This window comes from Microbacterium sp. Y832 (assembly GCF_057669765.1).
Map to the genome: position 1 here is coordinate 224,186 of NZ_JBYHFM010000003.1, position 17,187 is coordinate 241,372.

General features: G+C 67.0%; 9 protein-coding genes and 1 tRNA gene. 4 read left to right on the top strand and 6 right to left on the bottom strand.

What is annotated here, in order from left to right; translation table 11 throughout:
• Positions 1-17: 17 nt before the first annotated feature.
• A complete protein-coding gene (gene polA / locus AC25YV_RS06775) occupies positions 18-2,651 on the bottom strand; it encodes a DNA polymerase I (RefSeq protein ID WP_488123078.1) in 2,634 nt (877 codons plus the stop codon).
• 47 nt (positions 2,652-2,698) lie between these two features.
• Here polA and AC25YV_RS06780 point away from each other — a divergent pair, with 47 nt between their 5' ends.
• Positions 2,699-3,136: a hotdog fold thioesterase gene (locus AC25YV_RS06780; RefSeq protein WP_488123079.1), complete on the top strand. Its 438-nt coding sequence runs from the start codon at positions 2,699-2,701 to the stop codon at positions 3,134-3,136.
• 29 nt (positions 3,137-3,165) lie between these two features.
• Here the strand turns inward: AC25YV_RS06780 and AC25YV_RS06785 are convergent, their stop codons facing one another.
• Positions 3,166-3,786: an ANTAR domain-containing response regulator gene (locus AC25YV_RS06785; protein WP_488123080.1), complete on the bottom strand. Its 621-nt coding sequence runs from the start codon at positions 3,784-3,786 to the stop codon at positions 3,166-3,168.
• Between the two features lie 55 nt (positions 3,787-3,841).
• Between AC25YV_RS06785 and AC25YV_RS06790 the strand changes: the two genes are divergently transcribed.
• The 3 genes from AC25YV_RS06790 to AC25YV_RS06800 all read left to right on the top strand — a co-directional run bounded on the left by AC25YV_RS06790 (position 3,842) and on the right by AC25YV_RS06800 (position 8,540).
• Positions 3,842-3,924: transfer RNA gene (locus AC25YV_RS06790), tRNA-Leu, on the top strand.
• Positions 3,925-4,197: 273 nt separating this feature from the next.
• Positions 4,198-6,369, top strand: a complete 2,172-nt coding sequence (locus AC25YV_RS06795; protein WP_488123081.1) for a YhgE/Pip domain-containing protein — start codon at positions 4,198-4,200, stop codon at positions 6,367-6,369.
• Positions 6,366-8,540, top strand: coding sequence for a YhgE/Pip domain-containing protein (locus AC25YV_RS06800; protein WP_488123082.1), 2,175 nt, complete (start codon positions 6,366-6,368; stop codon positions 8,538-8,540). Before AC25YV_RS06795 ends, AC25YV_RS06800 begins: the two co-directional genes overlap by 4 nt.
• A 71-nt stretch (positions 8,541-8,611) precedes the next feature.
• Here AC25YV_RS06800 and pyk read toward each other — a convergent pair whose 3' ends face one another.
• The 4 genes from pyk to lgt all read right to left on the bottom strand — a co-directional run bounded on the left by pyk (position 8,612) and on the right by lgt (position 17,183).
• Positions 8,612-10,054, bottom strand: coding sequence for a pyruvate kinase (gene pyk / locus AC25YV_RS06805; RefSeq protein WP_488123083.1), 1,443 nt, complete (start codon positions 10,052-10,054; stop codon positions 8,612-8,614).
• A gap of 45 nt (positions 10,055-10,099) precedes the next feature.
• Entirely contained in the window at positions 10,100-11,566 is a 1,467-nt protein-coding gene (locus tag AC25YV_RS06810) for a glutamate synthase subunit beta (protein WP_488123084.1), read from the bottom strand.
• On the bottom strand, positions 11,559-16,130 hold the full coding sequence (gltB, locus tag AC25YV_RS06815) for a glutamate synthase large subunit (protein WP_488123085.1): 4,572 nt from the start codon (positions 16,128-16,130) through the stop codon (positions 11,559-11,561). Before gltB ends, AC25YV_RS06810 begins: the two co-directional genes overlap by 8 nt.
• Positions 16,131-16,196: 66 nt before the next feature.
• Positions 16,197-17,183, bottom strand: a complete 987-nt coding sequence (gene lgt, locus AC25YV_RS06820; RefSeq protein ID WP_488123086.1) for a prolipoprotein diacylglyceryl transferase — start codon at positions 17,181-17,183, stop codon at positions 16,197-16,199.
• Between the last annotated feature and the right edge of the window lie 4 nt (positions 17,184-17,187).

Sequence of the window (17,187 nt, forward strand, 5' to 3'; positions counted from 1 at the left end):
TGAGTGGGCGGTGCACCTCAGTGCCCGGCCTCGTTCCAGTCCGCGCCGCGCCCGATCTGCACGTCGAGGGGCACGGAGAGCTGTGCCGCGTCGCCCATGCGCGCGCGCACGACGCGTTCGGCCGCATCCCACTCCCCCGGTGCAACCTCGACGACGAGTTCGTCGTGGATCTGCAGCAGCACGCGCGACTTCAGCCCTTCGGTGCGGAATTCGTCGTGGATCCGGAACAGAGCGACCTTCATGATGTCGGCGGCGCTGCCCTGGATGGGTGCGTTGAGGGCGGCACGTTCGGCGTTCTCGCGCAGCACGCGGTTGGGGCTCGCCAGATCGGGGAACGGCCGGCGTCGCCCGAAGATCGTCTCGGTGTAGCCGTCGATGCGCGCCTGCTCGACCGATGAGCGCAGATAATCGCGCACGGCGCCGAAGCGGGCGAAGTACTCCATCATGAGCTGCTTAGCTTCAGACTGATCGATCCGCAGCTGCTTCGACAGGCCGAAGGCCGACAGGCCGTAGACGAGGCCGTACGACATGGCCTTGACCTTCGTGCGCATCTGGGGCGTCACGTCTGAGGGGTCGACCGAGAAGACGCGTGCGCCGACGAAGCGGTGCAGGTCTTCGCCCGAGTTGAAGGCCTCGATGAGCCCGGGGTCTTCGGACAGGTGCGCCATGATGCGCATCTCGATCTGCGAGTAGTCCGCCGTCAGCAGGGTGTCGTACCCGGTGCCGACCTCGAAGGCCGAGCGGATGCGGCGGCTCTCTTCGTTGCGGATCGGGATGTTCTGCAGATTCGGGTCGGTGCTCGACAGACGCCCTGTCTGGCTGCCGGTCTGCAGATACGTCGTGCGGATCCGCCCGTCGTCTTCGATCGCGGCGTCGAGCGATTCGATGATCTGACGCAGCTTCGTCGCCTCACGGTGCTGCAGGAGCTGACCGAGGAAGGGGTGGGGGTTGCTCTCCTGCAGATCGGCGAGCACTGCGGCATCCGTCGAATAGCCCGTCTTCGTCTTGCGCGTCTTGGGCAGCTGCAGGTCTTCGAAGAGCACCTCTTGCAGCTGCTTGGGGGAACCGAGGTTCACTTCGCGGCCGATCGTGGTGTAGGCCTCTTGCGCGATCGCCTCGGCGCGGGCGCCCAGTTCGGCTGAGAACGACGACAGTTTGTCATGCGACACCGCGACGCCGGCGAGCTCCATGTCGGCGAGGGTCAGCAGAGTCGGCAGCTCGATCTCGTCGAGCACGCGGCTGACCGGCGCAGGAAGCTCGGCGCGCAGCGCCTCGGCGACCCGCAGGATGAACCACGACAGTTGCCCGGGCGTGGCCCCCTCGGTCTCGGGCACGAGCTGCGTGGGGTCGGCCTCGGGCAGCTTCTCGCCGAGGTATCGGTCGACGAGGTCGGCGAGCTTCTTGTCCGGAAAGCTCGGGCGCAGGAGCCACCCGGCGAGGATGACATCGAACGCGAGATTGCGAACGGAAAGACCCGCGCGGCGCAGTGCCTTGATCTGCGGCTTCGCATCGGCGTAGACGGCGGTGTCGTCATCGGCGAGCCAGCGTGCGATCGCGGCGGCGACGTCGGGAGACCATGACGCCTCGACGACGTCGTCGGCCCGCGCGAGCCCGATGCGCTGCGGCAGCCCGCCCTCGGTCGTCACGGTCACACCGACAGCGCCCTCGGTGTCGGCCAGCCATGTCGCGAGTTCTGCCGCGGGCAGTTCGCGCACGGACGGCATCTCGGGTGCCGGGGTCGTCGCGGATGCCGTTGCCTGCTCACCCGCTGCCTCGAAGACGCGCGGCAGGAGCGTGCGGAACTCGAGTCTCGCGAAGATGTCGCGCACGGCCTGGGCGTCGATCGGCTGCACCTCGAGGTCGGCGGGGCCGACGGGAAGCTCGACGTCGCGCAGCAGCCGGTTGAGCGCGCGGTTGCGGCGCACGGTGTCGATGTTGTCGCGCAGGTTGCCCCCGACGACGCCCTTGATCGTGTCGGCGCCATCGAGCAGCGCATCGAGCGAGCCGAACTGCGTGAGCCACTTGACGGCGGTCTTCTCGCCCACCTTGGGCACGCCGGGCAGGTTGTCGCTCGTCTCCCCCACGAGGGCGGCGACGTCGGGGTACTGCTCGGGGGGCACGCCGTAGCGCTCGATGACGGCCTCGCGGTCGTAGCGCTTGAGCTGCGAGACTCCCTGCACGTTGGGATAGAGCAGCGTGACGTCGTCGGTGACGAGCTGGATCGTGTCGCGGTCACCCGAGCACACGAGCACCGAGAAACCCGCTTCGGCGCCCTGAGTCGCGAGCGTGGCGAGGATGTCGTCGGCCTCGAAGTCCTCTTTGGAGAGCACGGGGATGCGCATCGCCGCGAGGCAGTCCTGCAGCAGGGGGATCTGGCCTTTGAACTCGGCCGGACTCTCGGACCGGTTCGCCTTGTACTCGGCATACTCGCGTGTGCGGAACGACTGGCGCGAGGTGTCGAATGCGACCGCGAGGTGCGTCGGCTTCTCTGCCTTGATGAGATTGACCAGCATCGCCAGGAACCCGTAGATCCCGTTGGTGTGCTGGCCGTCCTTCGTCGTGAAGTTGTCGACCGGGAGGGCGAAGAACGCGCGGTACGCGAGGGAATGGCCGTCGACGATGAGAAGGGTAGGCTTTGCGGAATCCGTCACCCTCCCAGCGTAGACGCGAGGTGGGACAGCGTTCGAAAGCGAGACCCATGCCCGACCCCGTCTCCTCCCCCGCGCCCGTCGACGCCCACGAGTGGCTCACTGAATACGGCATGGGCGCGCTCGCCGAGAAGATGGGCGTCGAGTTCACCGAGTTCTCGGTGCAGCGCTGCGTCGCGACGATGCCGGTCGAAGGCAACACGCAGCCCGTCGGGCTCATGCACGGTGGCGCGTACGTCGTCCTCGGCGAATCGCTCGGCTCGATGGCGGCGAATCTTCACGCTGGCCCCGGCCGACTCGCCGTGGGGATCGATGTCAACGCGACCCACACCCGCTCGGCGACGAGCGGGGTCGTCACGGGCGTGTGCACGCCGATCCACCTCGGCCGGTCGATGACCGTGCACGAGATCGTCGTGACCGATGATCAAGGTCGGCGGTGCTCGACCGTGCGCATCACCAACATGATCAAGAAGCTCCCGCAGGACTGAGAGCCGCGGGGCCGCGCGGGTCTGCCGCGTCAGTCCTTCTTGGGCGCCAGCTGCTCGATGATCGCCTTCGCGACGTCCTGCATCGTGAGGCGACGGTCCATCGAGGCCTTCTGAATCCAGCGGAACGCCTCGGGCTCGGACAGGCCCATCTTCTCGTTGAGCAGGCCCTTCGCCCGGTCGACGAGCTTGCGGGTCTCGAAGCGCTCGACCATGTCGGCGACCTCGGCCTCGAGCGTGATGATCTGCTCGTAGCGCGCCAGCGCGATCTCGATCGCCGGCAAGAGGTCGTGCGGCGTGAAGGGCTTCACGACGTACGCGAGTGCGCCCGCTTCGCTCGCGCGCTCGACGAGCTCTTTCTGGCTGAACGCCGTGAGCAGAACGACGGGGGCGATGTGGTTCTTGCTGAGCTTCTCGGCGGCAGAGATGCCGTCCAGAACCGGCATCTTCACATCCATGATGACGAGATCGGGGCGCAGCTCAGTGGCGAGCTGAACAGCCGTCTCACCGTCGCCGGCCTCTCCGACCACATCGAATCCGTTGTCGCGGAGGATCTCGACGATGTCGAGGCGAATGAGCGATTCATCCTCCGCCACGACGACACGACGGGGTGCGGATGCGGACGCCTCAGCGGGCTGGTCGAGCTCTGTCACCCTTGAATCCTACGGTATCGTCGTTCGCGGCAGCGCGCCGAGCGATCACGCGTGCGCCGGTGTGGCGGAATGGCAGACGCGACCGACTCAAAATCGGTTGTCCGAAAGGACATGTGGGTTCGAGTCCCACCACCGGTACTTCCTCCTCCGACTCAGGTCTCCGACAGCCGGCTTCCGACGGCCTCTGAGCAATTTCACCCTGCCCTTCACCCCGGGTTAGCCCGGCCGCGATCCCAGTGCTGGCGCGGAAGACGCATCGCGCCCGGTATTCAGACCGCTGACACGCGCCCGGCGGAATCGACCCAGTGGGTATGGTGAGCGCGGAGCGGGACGAACGGGCATCGTTCATCCATGCTCAGGACTTCCGACCGAGTGTGGAAGAGACCGGTATTCGCGAGAGGCAACTGAAGTATGCGCAACGTCTGGCGTGTTTTTACTCGCGACCTCAAGCGTTTCGGGCGCGTCCCGCTGGCGTGGGTCATCATCGGTGGAGCGCTCATCACGCCGAGCCTCTACGCGTGGTTCAACATCTCTGCGTTCTGGGACCCGTTCGACAACACCAAGAACCTCAGTATCGCCGTCGTCAATCTCGACGAGGGCGGCTCGAGCCCGCTCACCGGCGACCTGAATGTCGGCGATCAGCTGGTGGCGCAGCTCAAGGACAACGATGATCTCGGCTGGCACTTCCTCTCTGAAGACGAGGCCATGGACTCGATCAAGAGCGGTGAGAGCTATGCCGCCTTCGTCGTCCCGGCGACGTTCACGGCAGATCTGCTCAGCCTCACGACGGGCGACTTCACCCAGCCCAAGCTGCTCTACTACGTCAACGAGAAGTTGAACGGGGTCGCACCCGAGATCACCGACACCGGTGCCACGACCGTCCAGACGCAGATGACGGACGCATTCACGAAACAGGTGGCCAGCGCCGTCGCGACCGCGATCAAGACCGACAGCGGTGCGGCCGAACAGGACCTGCTCGATGCCGAGGCCAAGATCATCGCCGACCTCGAAGCGGCTGCACGGATCGTGGGGCAGACCCGTGACCACGTGAGCGAGCTGCAGGCAGGCCTGCAGTCCACCCGCGAAGGACTGCAGAGCGGAGTCGTCACCCTCTCTGACATCGATCGCGCGCTCGGCGGTATCGAGGGGTCCCTCAGCGAAGTTCGCGCCCTCTCCGACAAGGCGCAATCCGACTTGCTCCGCTTCGCCGGCGAAGCCACGACCGGCCACGTCATCGGGTCTGCCGAGGTCGCCCAGGGTGCGGCTGCGGCCATCGCGGCGATCGGCAAGGTGACGGCCGCGAGCAACTCCCTCTCGGCCGGTGTCGCGGCGCAGCGCACGCTCCTCGGAGAGGCTTCCGGTCTGCTGTCAGGGCTCGACGGTCAGCTCGCTCAGACCTCGACGGCTCTCGCGAGCCTCGACGCCGACCTCGCCCTGCTCGAAGGCGACATGGGCATCGCCGTCACAGACCTGCGCACCATCGGCGGGGCGGCCGCCTTGCAGGAGCTGCAGAGCCTCACCTCGCTGAACCCCGAGCAGATCGCGGAGTTCATGTCGGCGCCGGTGGTCGTGACGCAGCACACCATCTTCCCGACCAAGACCTACGGGTCGCTGATGGCAGCCCTGTTCATCAACCTCTCACTGTGGATCGGCGCGTTCGTGCTCGTGGTCATCCTCAAGCTCGAGGTCGACCGCGAAGGAGTGCCGAGCCTGACGGAACGGCAGGGTTACCTCGGCCGATGGATGCTCTTCGCTTCGATCGCCGTGGCGCAGGCCATCACCCTCAGCATCGGCAACCTCATCATCGGCGTGCAGCACGTCAACCCGTTCGTGTTCGTGGTCACTCCGATCCTGATCGGGCTGAGCTATCTCAGCATCATCTACGCGCTCTCGGTGACGTTCGGCTACGTCGGCAAGGGCCTCGTGGTGATCCTCGTGATCATGCAGATCCCCGGAGCATCCGGCATCTATCCGATCGAACTCATGCCGCAGTTCTTCCAGTCGCTGTACCCGTTCTTCCCGTTCACCTACGGCATCGACGCGATGCGTGAAGTGATCAGCGGCTTCGCGGGCTTCGCGTACTGGCGCTACATGGGGACACTCGCCCTGTTCGTCGCCTTCGCGTTCTTCCTCGGCCTCGTCCTGCGGCCCCGCGTCTCCAACCTCACGAGGCTCTTCACGCAGCAGGTCCGCGCGACGGAGCTGTTCGTCTCTGAGGACGGCGCCCCGTCGGGCGCCGGCTACCGCCTCAACCACCTGCTGCGGGCACTCGCGGACCGCGCAAGCTACAAGGAGCGGCTCGCCAAGCGCGCGCTCCCCTTCGCTCGGTCCTACCGCAAGATGCGCACCGCGATCGTCGCGGTCGGACTGTTCGGGGTGTTCGTGCTCGCCGGGCTCGCGATGGCCTTCCCCGACAACAAGACCGAGTTCGTGGGGCTGTGGATTCTGTGGCTCGTGGTCATCTTCGCCTTGCTCATCACGCTCGAGTACATGCGCTACAGCCTGCGTCTCTCGACGGAGGTGGGCGACATGCCCGAAGCGGAGATACGACGAGAACTCGCTGAAGTGGAGGCGCAGAAATGAGCGGAATCTGGGAGCTCTTCCGCGCCGACCTGCGCCGCGCCACCCGCAATGTGATGTCGATCATCGTGCTGTGCGGCCTCATCGTGATCCCCTCGGCATTCACCTGGTTCAACGTCATCGGCAGCTGGGAGCCGTTCGACAACACCAAGAACCTCAAGGTCGCCGTCGCCAGCGTCGACGAGGGATACACGAGCCCGCTCATCCCGATTCACCTCAACATCGGCAGCATCGTCGAGTCTGCGCTGCGAGCGAATGACCAGCTCGACTGGGTCATCACGACGAAGGAGGATGCCATCGCGGGCACCACATCGGGCGAATACTATGCCGCGATGGTGCTGCCGAAGGACTTCAGCAAACGCATGCTGACGTTCTACACGGCGGGTTCCCAGCGCACGCAGATCGACTACTACACCAACGACAAATCCAACCCGCTGGCGCCGCTCATCACGAGTGAGGGCGCCGATGACCTGTCCGCGAAGATCAACGCCGAGTTCACTCAGGAGCTCAGCAACATCGCCCTCAGCCTGGTCTCCTCGCTCACGACATCATTGGGTGATTCCGAGGCGCAGGCTGCGTTCGCCCGCATCGAGGCCCACGTCGGTCAGGTCGCGGTGCAACTGCGTGCAGCGGCGGGGACGGCTGATATGTTCACCGCCCTGCTCGAGTCGAGCGTGCCGCTCGTCGACGGCGCCTCGAGCCTGCTGAGCACGGTCGAGTCCGAGTTCTCTGCCGCTACCGGCAAGGTGCAGGAAGGGCTCGGAGCCTCGCAGGATGCCGGCGGAGCGATCGCGCAGGCGACGCAGGCGCTGGCGGCGGCGGTGACCGCGAGCAGCGAGCAACTGGGCCGTTTCGGAACCCAGGTCGAGCGGATCTTCTCGAGCGTGGACGCGGACACCGATGTGATCATCGGGATGATCGGCGAGATGTCCGATCAGCTCGCCGATCTCATCAGCAAACAGCAGGAGTTGCGCGACAGGCTCGTCAATGACGTCCTGCCGAACCTGCCCGAAGAGGATGTGCCCGCCTTCGAGGTGATCCTCGACAGCCTCGACGCCGCGATCGCACAGGAGCAGGCTCTCGAAGACCGCATGCAAGAGGCCTCGGTCGGGCTCGCCGCGGGCAACGCCGACCTTCAGCAGTTCCGCGACGAACTCGACACCCGCATCGCGGCGGCGCAGGCTTCGCTCGCCAATGCCAACAGCGTGTACGCGAACGACCTGAAGCCCACTCTGGACCAACTGGGGGCGGATCTCACCGCCGTGGGTGCTGGACTGGGCGCCATCGCGGGTGATGTGGCCGCCGTGACGAACGTGGCCGGGGGTGCAGCTTCCCTGCTCGACGCGGCCGCGCGAGACAACGGTGCGCTCGCAGAGGCGCTCTCCACGGCAGCCGACTCGGTCGAGAAGCTGCAGGCGTCGCTGTCCCGTGCCATCGACTCCGGCGATCTGAGCATGATCGGCAGGATCATCGGTTCGAACCCGTCCGTGCTCGCCAGGGCACTCGCGCAGCCCATCGGAGTGGAGCGGATCGCGGTCTATCCCGTCGTGAGCTTCGGTGCGGGGATGGCTCCCCTGTACACCGTTCTGTCGCTCTGGGTGGGTGCTCTGCTTCTCTCTGTGACGCTGCGGGTGGACCCGCCCACGCGTGCGTCGCCGGGCGGCCCCCCGCTCAAGCTCCACCAGCAGTTCCTCGGGCGCTACGCGATCTTCGCGCTCATGGGCCTGGCACAGAGCACGCTGGTGTTCCTCGGCAACATCCTCCTCGTCGGTCTTGACCCGGTGCATCCGTTCCTGTTCATGCTCGTCGGATGGACGAGCTCCCTCGTCTTCACGTTCATCATGTACACGCTCGTCGTCTCGTTCAGCGAGGCCGGCAAGGCCTTGGCCGTGTTCCTGCTCGTCATCCAGGTGGCGGGCGCCGGCGGAGCCTATCCCCTGGCACTGCTGCCCGAGTGGTTCCAGAACATCAGTCCGTTCCTTCCCGCCACGCACGCCATCGATGCCTTCCGTGCGGCGCTCGCGGGGATCTATCGGGCCGACCTGTGGATCTCTCTGGGCTGGCTGCTCGCGTTCGTGATCCCGATGCTCCTGCTGGGTCTCGTGCTGCGCAGGCCGCTCATCGGCATGAACGAGAAGATGGAAGGCATGCTGCAGTCCACGAAACTCATGTAGCGCGCACACCCGCACCGAACGGCGAAGGCGGCCACCCCGAGGGGTGACCGCCTTCGCCGTTCGCTCGCGCGCTACTCGCGATAGATGGGGGCCTTGCCGTGCACGGCATCACCCACCTTGTGGACGCGGATGTCGTTGGTCGAGCCGACGATCCCAGGAGGCGATCCCGAGATGACGACCACCTTGTCACCGACGGCGGCGAGATCGTTGGACAGCAGGTAGTCGTCTACCTGGATGAACATCCGGTCGGTGTGCGGCACGTGCTCCACGAGGGTGGACTGCACGCCCCACGTGATCGCCATGCGGCGGCGGATGTCCGGTTCCGGCGTGAACCCGAGCATCGGGATGGCCGGGCGCAAGCGTGACATGCGACGTGCCGTGTCGCCGGACTCGGTAAAGATGCAGAGGTACTTCGCCTCGACGAAGTCGGCGACCTCGAGCGCGGCGAGCGTGATCGCCCCGCCCTGCGTGCGGGGCTTCGTCGTGAAGGGCTGGATGCGCTCCAGGCCGTGCTCTTCCGTGGATGCGATGATGCGGGCCATCGTCTCGACGACGACGACGGGGTAGTGCCCCACGCTCGTCTCGCCCGACAGCATGACCGCGTCGGCGCCATCCAGCACGGCATTGGCGACGTCACTCGTCTCGGCGCGCGTGGGGACGGGGTTCTCGATCATGGACTCGAGCATCTGCGTCGCGACGATGACGGGCTTGGCCATGCGGCGGCAGAGCTCGACGGCGCGCTTCTGCACGATCGGCACGGCCTCGAGCGGAAGCTCGACGCCGAGGTCGCCGCGGGCCACCATGATGCCGTCGAAGGCGTCGATGATCTCCTCGAGGTTCTCGACCGCCTGCGGCTTCTCGATCTTCGCGATGACCGGGACGTGTCGCCCTTCCTCGGCCATGATGACGTGCACGCGCTGCACGTCCTTCGCCGAACGGACGAACGACAGCGCGATGAAGTCGGCACCGGCTTGCAGGCCCCAGCGCAGATCCGCTTCGTCCTTCTCGGAGAGCGCCGGAACGTTGACGGCGACACCGGGCAGGTTGATGCCCTTGTTGTTCGAGACGGGCCCGGCGACGATGACCTTGGTGGTGACGACCGTGCCGTCGCTCTCGACCACCTGGACGCGCACCTTGCCGTCGTCGATCAGCAGGAAATCGCCCGGCTTGACATCGTGGGGCAGACCCTTGAACGTCGTCGAGACGATCTCCTTCGTGCCGACGATGTCCTCGGTCGTGATCTTGAAGATGTCACCGACGGCGAGCTCGTGCGGGCCGTCCGCGAACTTGCCGAGTCGGATCTTCGGTCCTTGCAGGTCGACGAGGATCGCGACGGCGCGCCGCGCGTCTTCGGCGGCCTTGCGCACATTGGCGAAGTTGGTCTCGTGGACCGAGTAGTCGCCGTGGCTCAGGTTCAGGCGAGCGACGTCGACACCGGCATCGATGATCGCTCGGACCATCTCATACGACGACGTTGCGGGACCCAGAGTGGCGACGATTTTTGCGCGTCTCATCCGTGCTTCTTCCGATGGTGTGCGAGTGGGGAAGCCTTCGCCAGCCTACGCGGACGGCAGGCCGATGGCGACATCGTCGGGTCGCACGGGCGCGGGCAGCTGCGTACTGCCCATCAGGAATGCGTCGACGGCTGCCGCCACCGAGCGCCCTTCTGCGATCGCCCACACGATGAGTGACTGTCCGCGACCGGCGTCTCCTGCGACGAACACACCGGGCGTCGTCGTCTGGTAGTCGGCATCACGCGAGGGGATGCCGCGCTCGGTGAAGCGCGCCCCGAGCTGGTTCTCGAGCAGCTCGCGGTCAGGGCCCGTGAAGCCCATCGCGATGAGCACGAGGTCTGCGGGGATCTCGCGCTCGGTACCGGGCTTGGGGACACGCCGTCCGTCGACGAACTCCGTCTCGGCCACGCGCAGCGCGCGAACCTCTCCCGCGCCGTTCCCGAGGAACTCGACGGTCGACGCCAGATACGAGCGCTCACCGCCTTCCTCGTGCGCCGACTGCACCTCGAACAGGGTGGGGGCGGTGGGCCACGGCTGATGCTCGGGCCGCTCCCCCGGCGGGCGCCGGCCGATCGCCAGGTTCGTGACGCTGAGCGCCCCCTGGCGGTGCGCCGTCCCGATGCAGTCCGCTCCCGTGTCACCGCCGCCGATCACGACGACGTGCTTGCCCGCAGCCGTGATCTGGTTCGGCACGATGTCGCCGGCTCCGACGCGGTTGGACTCCACGAGGTACTCCATCGCGGTGTGCACGCCGTCGAGGTCGCGCCCCGGCAGGGGCAGCTCGCGCGCAACCGGCGCGCCTGTCGCAACGACGATCGCGTCGTACCGCGCGCGCAGGTCGTCCCACGACAGGTCGGCACCGATCTCGATGCCGGCACGGAATCGTGTGCCTTCGTCCTGCATCTGGCGCAGGCGTGTCTCGAGGTGCTTCTTCTCCATCTTGAAGTCGGGGATGCCGTAGCGCAGCAGTCCGCCGATCCGGTCGTCGCGCTCGAAGACGGCCACCGTGTGGCCCGCGCGGGTCAGCTGCTGCGCGGCCGCGAGGCCGGCCGGTCCCGATCCGACGACGGCGACCGTCCGACCCGTGAGGCGCCCGGGCGGCTCCGGCTCGATCCATCCCTTTCCGAACGCCTCATCGGCGATGGACACCTCGATCTGCTTGATCGTCACGGCGGGCTGGGTGATGCCCAGCACGCACGAGCTCTCGCACGGGGCCGGGCACAGCCGTCCTGTGAACTCGGGGAAGTTGTTGGTGGCGTGCAGACGTTCGCTCGCCGCCCGACCCTCGCCGCGCCACGTGAGGTCGTTCCACTCCGGGATGAGGTTGCCGAGCGGACAACCGCGGTGGCAGAACGGCACGCCGCAGTCCATGCAGCGGCCCGCCTGGCGGCGCAGCACGGCGCTGTCACCGGGTTCATAGACCTCTTTCCAGTCCATGATCCGCACGGGAACGGGGCGCCGCGCCGGCAGCTCACGCTCGGTGGTCTTCAGAAAGCCCTTCGGGTCAGCCACCCGTCACCTCCAGGATGCGGTTCCACACGACGTCTCCGTCGGGATCGAGTCCCTCGGCGACGGCGGCTTGTCTTGTGTGCATCACGGCGGCGTAGTCGCGCGGCAGCACCCGTACGAAGTTCGTCACCTCGGTCTCGAAGTCCGCGAGCAGCGATGCCGCGCGCGCCGATCCGGTGTGGGCGACATGCTGCTCGAGCAGATCGCGCAGCATGGCCGCGTCGCCCGATCCGAGCTGCCCGAGCTCGAGCTCGCCGTTGGCGAGCGCTTCGCGGTTGACCAGCGCCGGGTCGAGCCGGTGGACGTACGCCGTGCCTCCGGACATGCCCGCCCCGAGGTTTCGCCCTGTCGTGCCGAGGATGACGGCGAGGCCGCCCGTCATGTACTCGAGCGCGTGGTCGCCGACGCCCTCGACGACGGCGGTCGCGCCGGAGTTGCGCACGAAGAACCGCTCCCCCACGACACCGGCGAGGAACATCGTTCCCTGGGTCGCCCCGTAGCCGATGACGTTGCCGGCGATGACGTTGTGCGCCGCGTCGAACGCCGCCGCCCGGGGCGGGCGCACGATGATCTGACCTCCGGACAGGCCCTTGCCGACGTAGTCGTTGGAATCCCCCTCGAGGCGCAGCGTGATGCCCGCCGGAAGGAAGGCGCCCAAGGACTGTCCGGCCGACCCGGTGAGGTTGATCTCGATCGATCCCGTGCGCAGCCCGTGCTCGCCGTGCGCGCGGGTCACGTGGTGACCCAGCAGCGTTCCGACGGCGCGCTCGGTGTTGCGGATGGGCAGGTCGAGCGCGATGTGTCCGCCCTCGGCGATGACTTCTTGAGCGCGTTCGATGAGCGGCACGTCGAAGTGCTCCTCGAGTCCGTGCTCCTGATCGCGTGCGTGCCGGCGCGGCTGGTCATCGGCGAACCTCGGCCCGGCCAGGATCGGCGCGAGATCCAGGCCGTCGGTCTTCCAGTGCCGCACGGCGTCGTCGACGTCGAGCAGATCGGTGCGGCCGACGATCTCGTCGAGCGAGCGGAAGCCGAGCTGGGCGAGCAGCTCGCGCACCTCTTCGGCGATGAACTCCATGAAGTTCACGACGAACTCCGGCTTGCCCGTGAAACGCGCGCGCAGCGTCGGGTTCTGCGTCGCGATGCCCACGGGGCACGTGTCGAGATGGCAGACGCGCATCATGACGCATCCCGAGACGACCAGCGGCGCCGTGGCGAAACCGAACTCCTCGGCCCCGAGCAGGGCGCCGATGATGACATCGCGGCCCGTCTTGAGCTGGCCGTCGACCTGCACGACGACGCGGTCGCGCATGTCGTTGAGCATGAGCGTCTGCTGGGTCTCAGCCAGACCCAGCTCCCATGGCGTGCCGGCGTGCTTGAGGGAGTTGAGGGGGCTCGCACCCGTGCCGCCGTCGTGCCCCGAGACGAGGATGACGTCGGCGAGGGCCTTCGCGGTGCCCGCAGCGACCGCCCCGATTCCGGACTGGCTCACGAGCTTGACGTGCACGCGCGCCGAGGGGTTGGCTCGCTTGAGGTCGAAGATGAGCTGCTTGAGGTCTTCGATCGAGTAGATGTCGTGGTGTGGGGGCGGCGAGATGAGTCCCACGCCTGCCGTCGCGTGGCGCGTGCGCGCGACCCACGGGTAGACCTTGGTCGGCGGAAGCTGTCCGCCTTCGCCGGGCTTCGCGCCCTGAGCGAGCTTGATCTGGATGTCGTCGGCCTCGCTCAGGTAGAGGCTCGTGACGCCGAAACGACCCGAAGCGACCTGCTTGATGGCGCTGCGGCGTGTCGGGTCCAGAAGTCGGTCCACGTCTTCGCCGCCTTCGCCCGTGTTCGACTTCGCGCCGATGCTGTTCATGGCGATCGCGAGCGTTTCGTGGGCCTCTTGCGAGATCGAGCCGTAGCTCATCGCCCCCGTCGAGAACCGGGCGACGATGGATGCCACCGACTCGACCTCGTCGAGCGGCACGGGCGGGCGTTCCCCCGTCTTGAGACGGAACAGTCCCCGCAGCGTCTTCAGCTCGTGCGCCTGGTCGTCGACGAGCTTCGTGTACTCGCGGAAGATGTCGTACCGGCGTGTGCGCGTCGAGTGCTGCAGCCGGAAGATCGTGTCGGGGTTGAACAGGTGCGGCGAACCGTCGCGGCGCCACTGGTACTCACCGCCGGTCCACAGTCGCTCGTGCGCGCGGGCCGCGGCGTCTTCGGGGTAGGCGAAGTCGTGGCGCGCCTGGTTCTCAGCTGCGATCTCATCGATCCCGATGCCGCCGAGCTTGCTCTCGGTGCCCGTGAAGTACGCGTCGATGAGTTCTTGCCCCAGGCCCACGGCCTCGAAGGCCTGTGCCCCCGAATACGATGCGACGGTCGAGATGCCCATCTTGGACATGATCTTCAGCACGCCCTTGCCCAGCGCCCGGATGACGTTTCGCACAGCCTGCTCGGCCGAGATTCCCGTGATGAAGCCCGTGCGGACGAGGTGCTCGACGGTCTCCATCGCGAGGTACGGATTGACCGCGGATGCGCCGTAGCCCAGCAGCGTCGCGACGTGGTGCACTTCGCGCACGTCACCCGCCTCGACGACGATCCCGACCTTCATGCGCGTCTCGTTGCGGATCAGATGGTGGTGCACCGCCGAGAGCAGGAGCAGCGACGGGATGGGCACGAGGTCCTTGTTCGAGTCGCGGTCGGACAGAATGAGGAACTCGGCGCCCTCCGCGATCGCGGTGTCCGCTTCGGCGCACAGCTCACGCAGGCGCGCCTCGAGCACGCCCTGGCCGGCATCGAAGTGATAGAGACCCCGCAGCGTCACGGCGCGGCGACCCGGCATCGTGCGGTGGATGTTCTGGATCTTCGCGAGTTCGTCGTTGTCGAGCACCGGGAAATCCAGCGTGATCTGCCGCGCGTGATCCGGACCCCACGAGAGCAGGTTGCGCTCGGGCCCGATGCCGGCGCGCAGACTCGTCACGATCTCTTCGCGGATCGAGTCCAGCGGCGGATTGGTGACCTGCGCGAACTGCTGCGTGAAGTAGTCGAACAGCAGGCGCGGGCGTTCGCTGAGCACGGCGACGGGCGTATCGCTTCCCATCGCGCCGAGCGGCTCGGCACCGGTCTGCCCCATGGGGGTCAGCAGCATCCGGACTTCTTCTTCGGTGTAGCCGAAGGTGCGCTGTCGACGCGTGATCGAGGCGATCGGGTGCACGATGTGCTCGCGGTCGGGGAGCTCTTCGAGTTGCAGACGCTGACGCAGCCACAGCCCCCACGGCTCGAGGTGGGCAAGACGCGTCTTGATCTCGTCGTCTTCGACGATGCGGCCCTCGGCCGTGTCCACGATGAACATGCGCCCGGGGCGCAGGCGCCCGCGGCGCTTGATGCGCTCGGGCTCGAACTCGAGCACGCCCGTCTCGCTGCCGATGACCACGAGGCCGTCGGTCGTCTCGGTCCAGCGGCCGGGGCGCAGCCCGTTTCGGTCGAGGGTCGCACCGACGAGGGTGCCGTCGGTGAAGATGAGGGCGGCGGGGCCGTCCCACGGTTCCATCTGCAGCGCGTGGTAGTCGTAGAACGCGCGCAGTTCGGGGTCGAGATCGGCCTGCTTCTCGTAGGCCTCGGGCATCATCATCATGACCGCGTGCGGCAGACTCCGGCCGGACAGCGTGAGGAGCTCGAGCACTTCGTCGAACGAGGCCGAGTCGCTCGCGCCGGGCGTGCAGATCGGAAGCAGCGGTGCCATGTCGCCCAGCAGCTCGGATTCCAGCTGCGACTGGCGCGCGCGCATCCAGTTGCGGTTGCCACGCACCGTGTTGATCTCGCCGTTGTGCGCGAGCATGCGCAGGGGCTGTGCGAGCGGCCAGGACGGAAAGGTGTTGGTCGAGTAGCGCGAGTGCACGACCGCCAGCTCACTGGCGAATCGCTCGTCGGAAAGATCAGGGAAGAACGGCTCGAGCTGAAGCGTCGTGACCATGCCCTTGTAGCCGAGTGTGCGACACGAGAGGGAAACAAAATACGCGCCCAACTCATGTTGGGCGCGCTTGCGAAGACGGTAGACCACACGGTCCAGAGCAACACCGGACATCGCCGGAGCGCCGCCGATGGCGGGGCGGGACAGGAACAGCTGCTCGAAGTCGGGGCGCGCCGCCAGAGCGAGCTTGCCCAGGTGCTCTTCGCGCGTGGGCACGAGGCGCCAGCCGAGTACGACGAGGCCCTCGTCGGCGGCGATGCGGGCGATGCCTTCTTTCACGGCGGTGCGCTGGGCGTCATCGCGCGGCAGGAAGGACATGCCGACGGCGTATTCGCCGACAGACGGCAGCTCGAAGTCGACGACGGCGCGCAGGAACGCGTCGGGGATCTGCGTCAGGATCCCCGCTCCGTCACCCGTGCCGGCATCCGAGCCGATCGCGCCGCGGTGCTCGAGGTTGCGCAGCGCCGTCAGAGCGTGGTCGACGATGTCGTGACCGGGAGTGCCGCGCAGCGTCGCAACCATCGCGAGACCGCACGCATCTTTCTCGAACGCGGGGTTGTACATGCCCTGAGCGGGGGGAAACCCGCTGAGGTCGCCAGAAAGCGGGCTCACGCCCATGGGAACCGTCCTCACTGAGTGGAGATGGGGGACGTCGTCGGCCCGTTGGACGAAGTGCGCGTGACGCTACTTCGTGGCGACTGTGCTTGTGGCGGTGTCCTCTTCGACGGTGTCGGTCGGCGGTTCGCTGACGTCGACGTAGTCGGGTGACTGAGATTCTACAGCCCCGTCAGGCTTCCACTCCCGCCCCGGCCGGTAGGGCGAGGGCTCATCGGCGGTGTGGCGTCGAGCCTGCACGATGAGGATGACGACACCGATGATGACGCCCGCGATGGCCGCCCACACGTTGGTGCGCAGGCCGAAGATGACATCGCTCGGGTCGATGCGCATCGACTCCCACACGATGCGGCCGGCGCTGTACCAGATGAGGTAGACCGCGAACAGCCGGCCCCACTGCAGACGCAGGCGACGGCCGAGCCACAGCAGCACGACGACGCCGAGCAGGTTCCAGATCACTTCGTAGAGGAAGGTGGGGTGGAACAGCGTGCCTTCGGGCAGTCCGATCGGCCACGCGGCGTTCGGATAATCGATCTCGAGACCCCAGGGCAGGTCGGTCGGGGTGCCGAAGAGCTCCTGGTTGAACCAGTTGCCGAACCGGCCGATCGCCTGCGCGAGCAGGAGGCCGGGCGCGAGCGCATCGGCGAACGTCCAGAAGCGGATGCCGGTCCAGCGGCAGCCGAGCCAGGCTCCGATGGCACCGCCGATGAGCGCGCCGTAGATGGCGATGCCACCGTCCCACACGTTCCAGATGGCGTCCTTGACGAACGGGTTCCACCACTCGCGTCCCTCGGCGAAGTAGAAGTTCGCGTGCGTGAAGACGTGATAGAACCGCGCCACGATGATCGCGAGCGGCACAGCCAGCAGGCTGATGTCGATCACGACCCACGGCTCGGCGCCCCGCTTGGTGAGCCGGTAGTTCGTCATGAACATCGCGACGATGATGCCCGTGATGATGCACAGCGCGTAGATGTGGATCGTCAGCGGACCGATCGAGAACGAGCTGATGTCGGGACTCGGGATGCTGGTGACGACGCCCGCGGCGGAGGAAAGCATGATT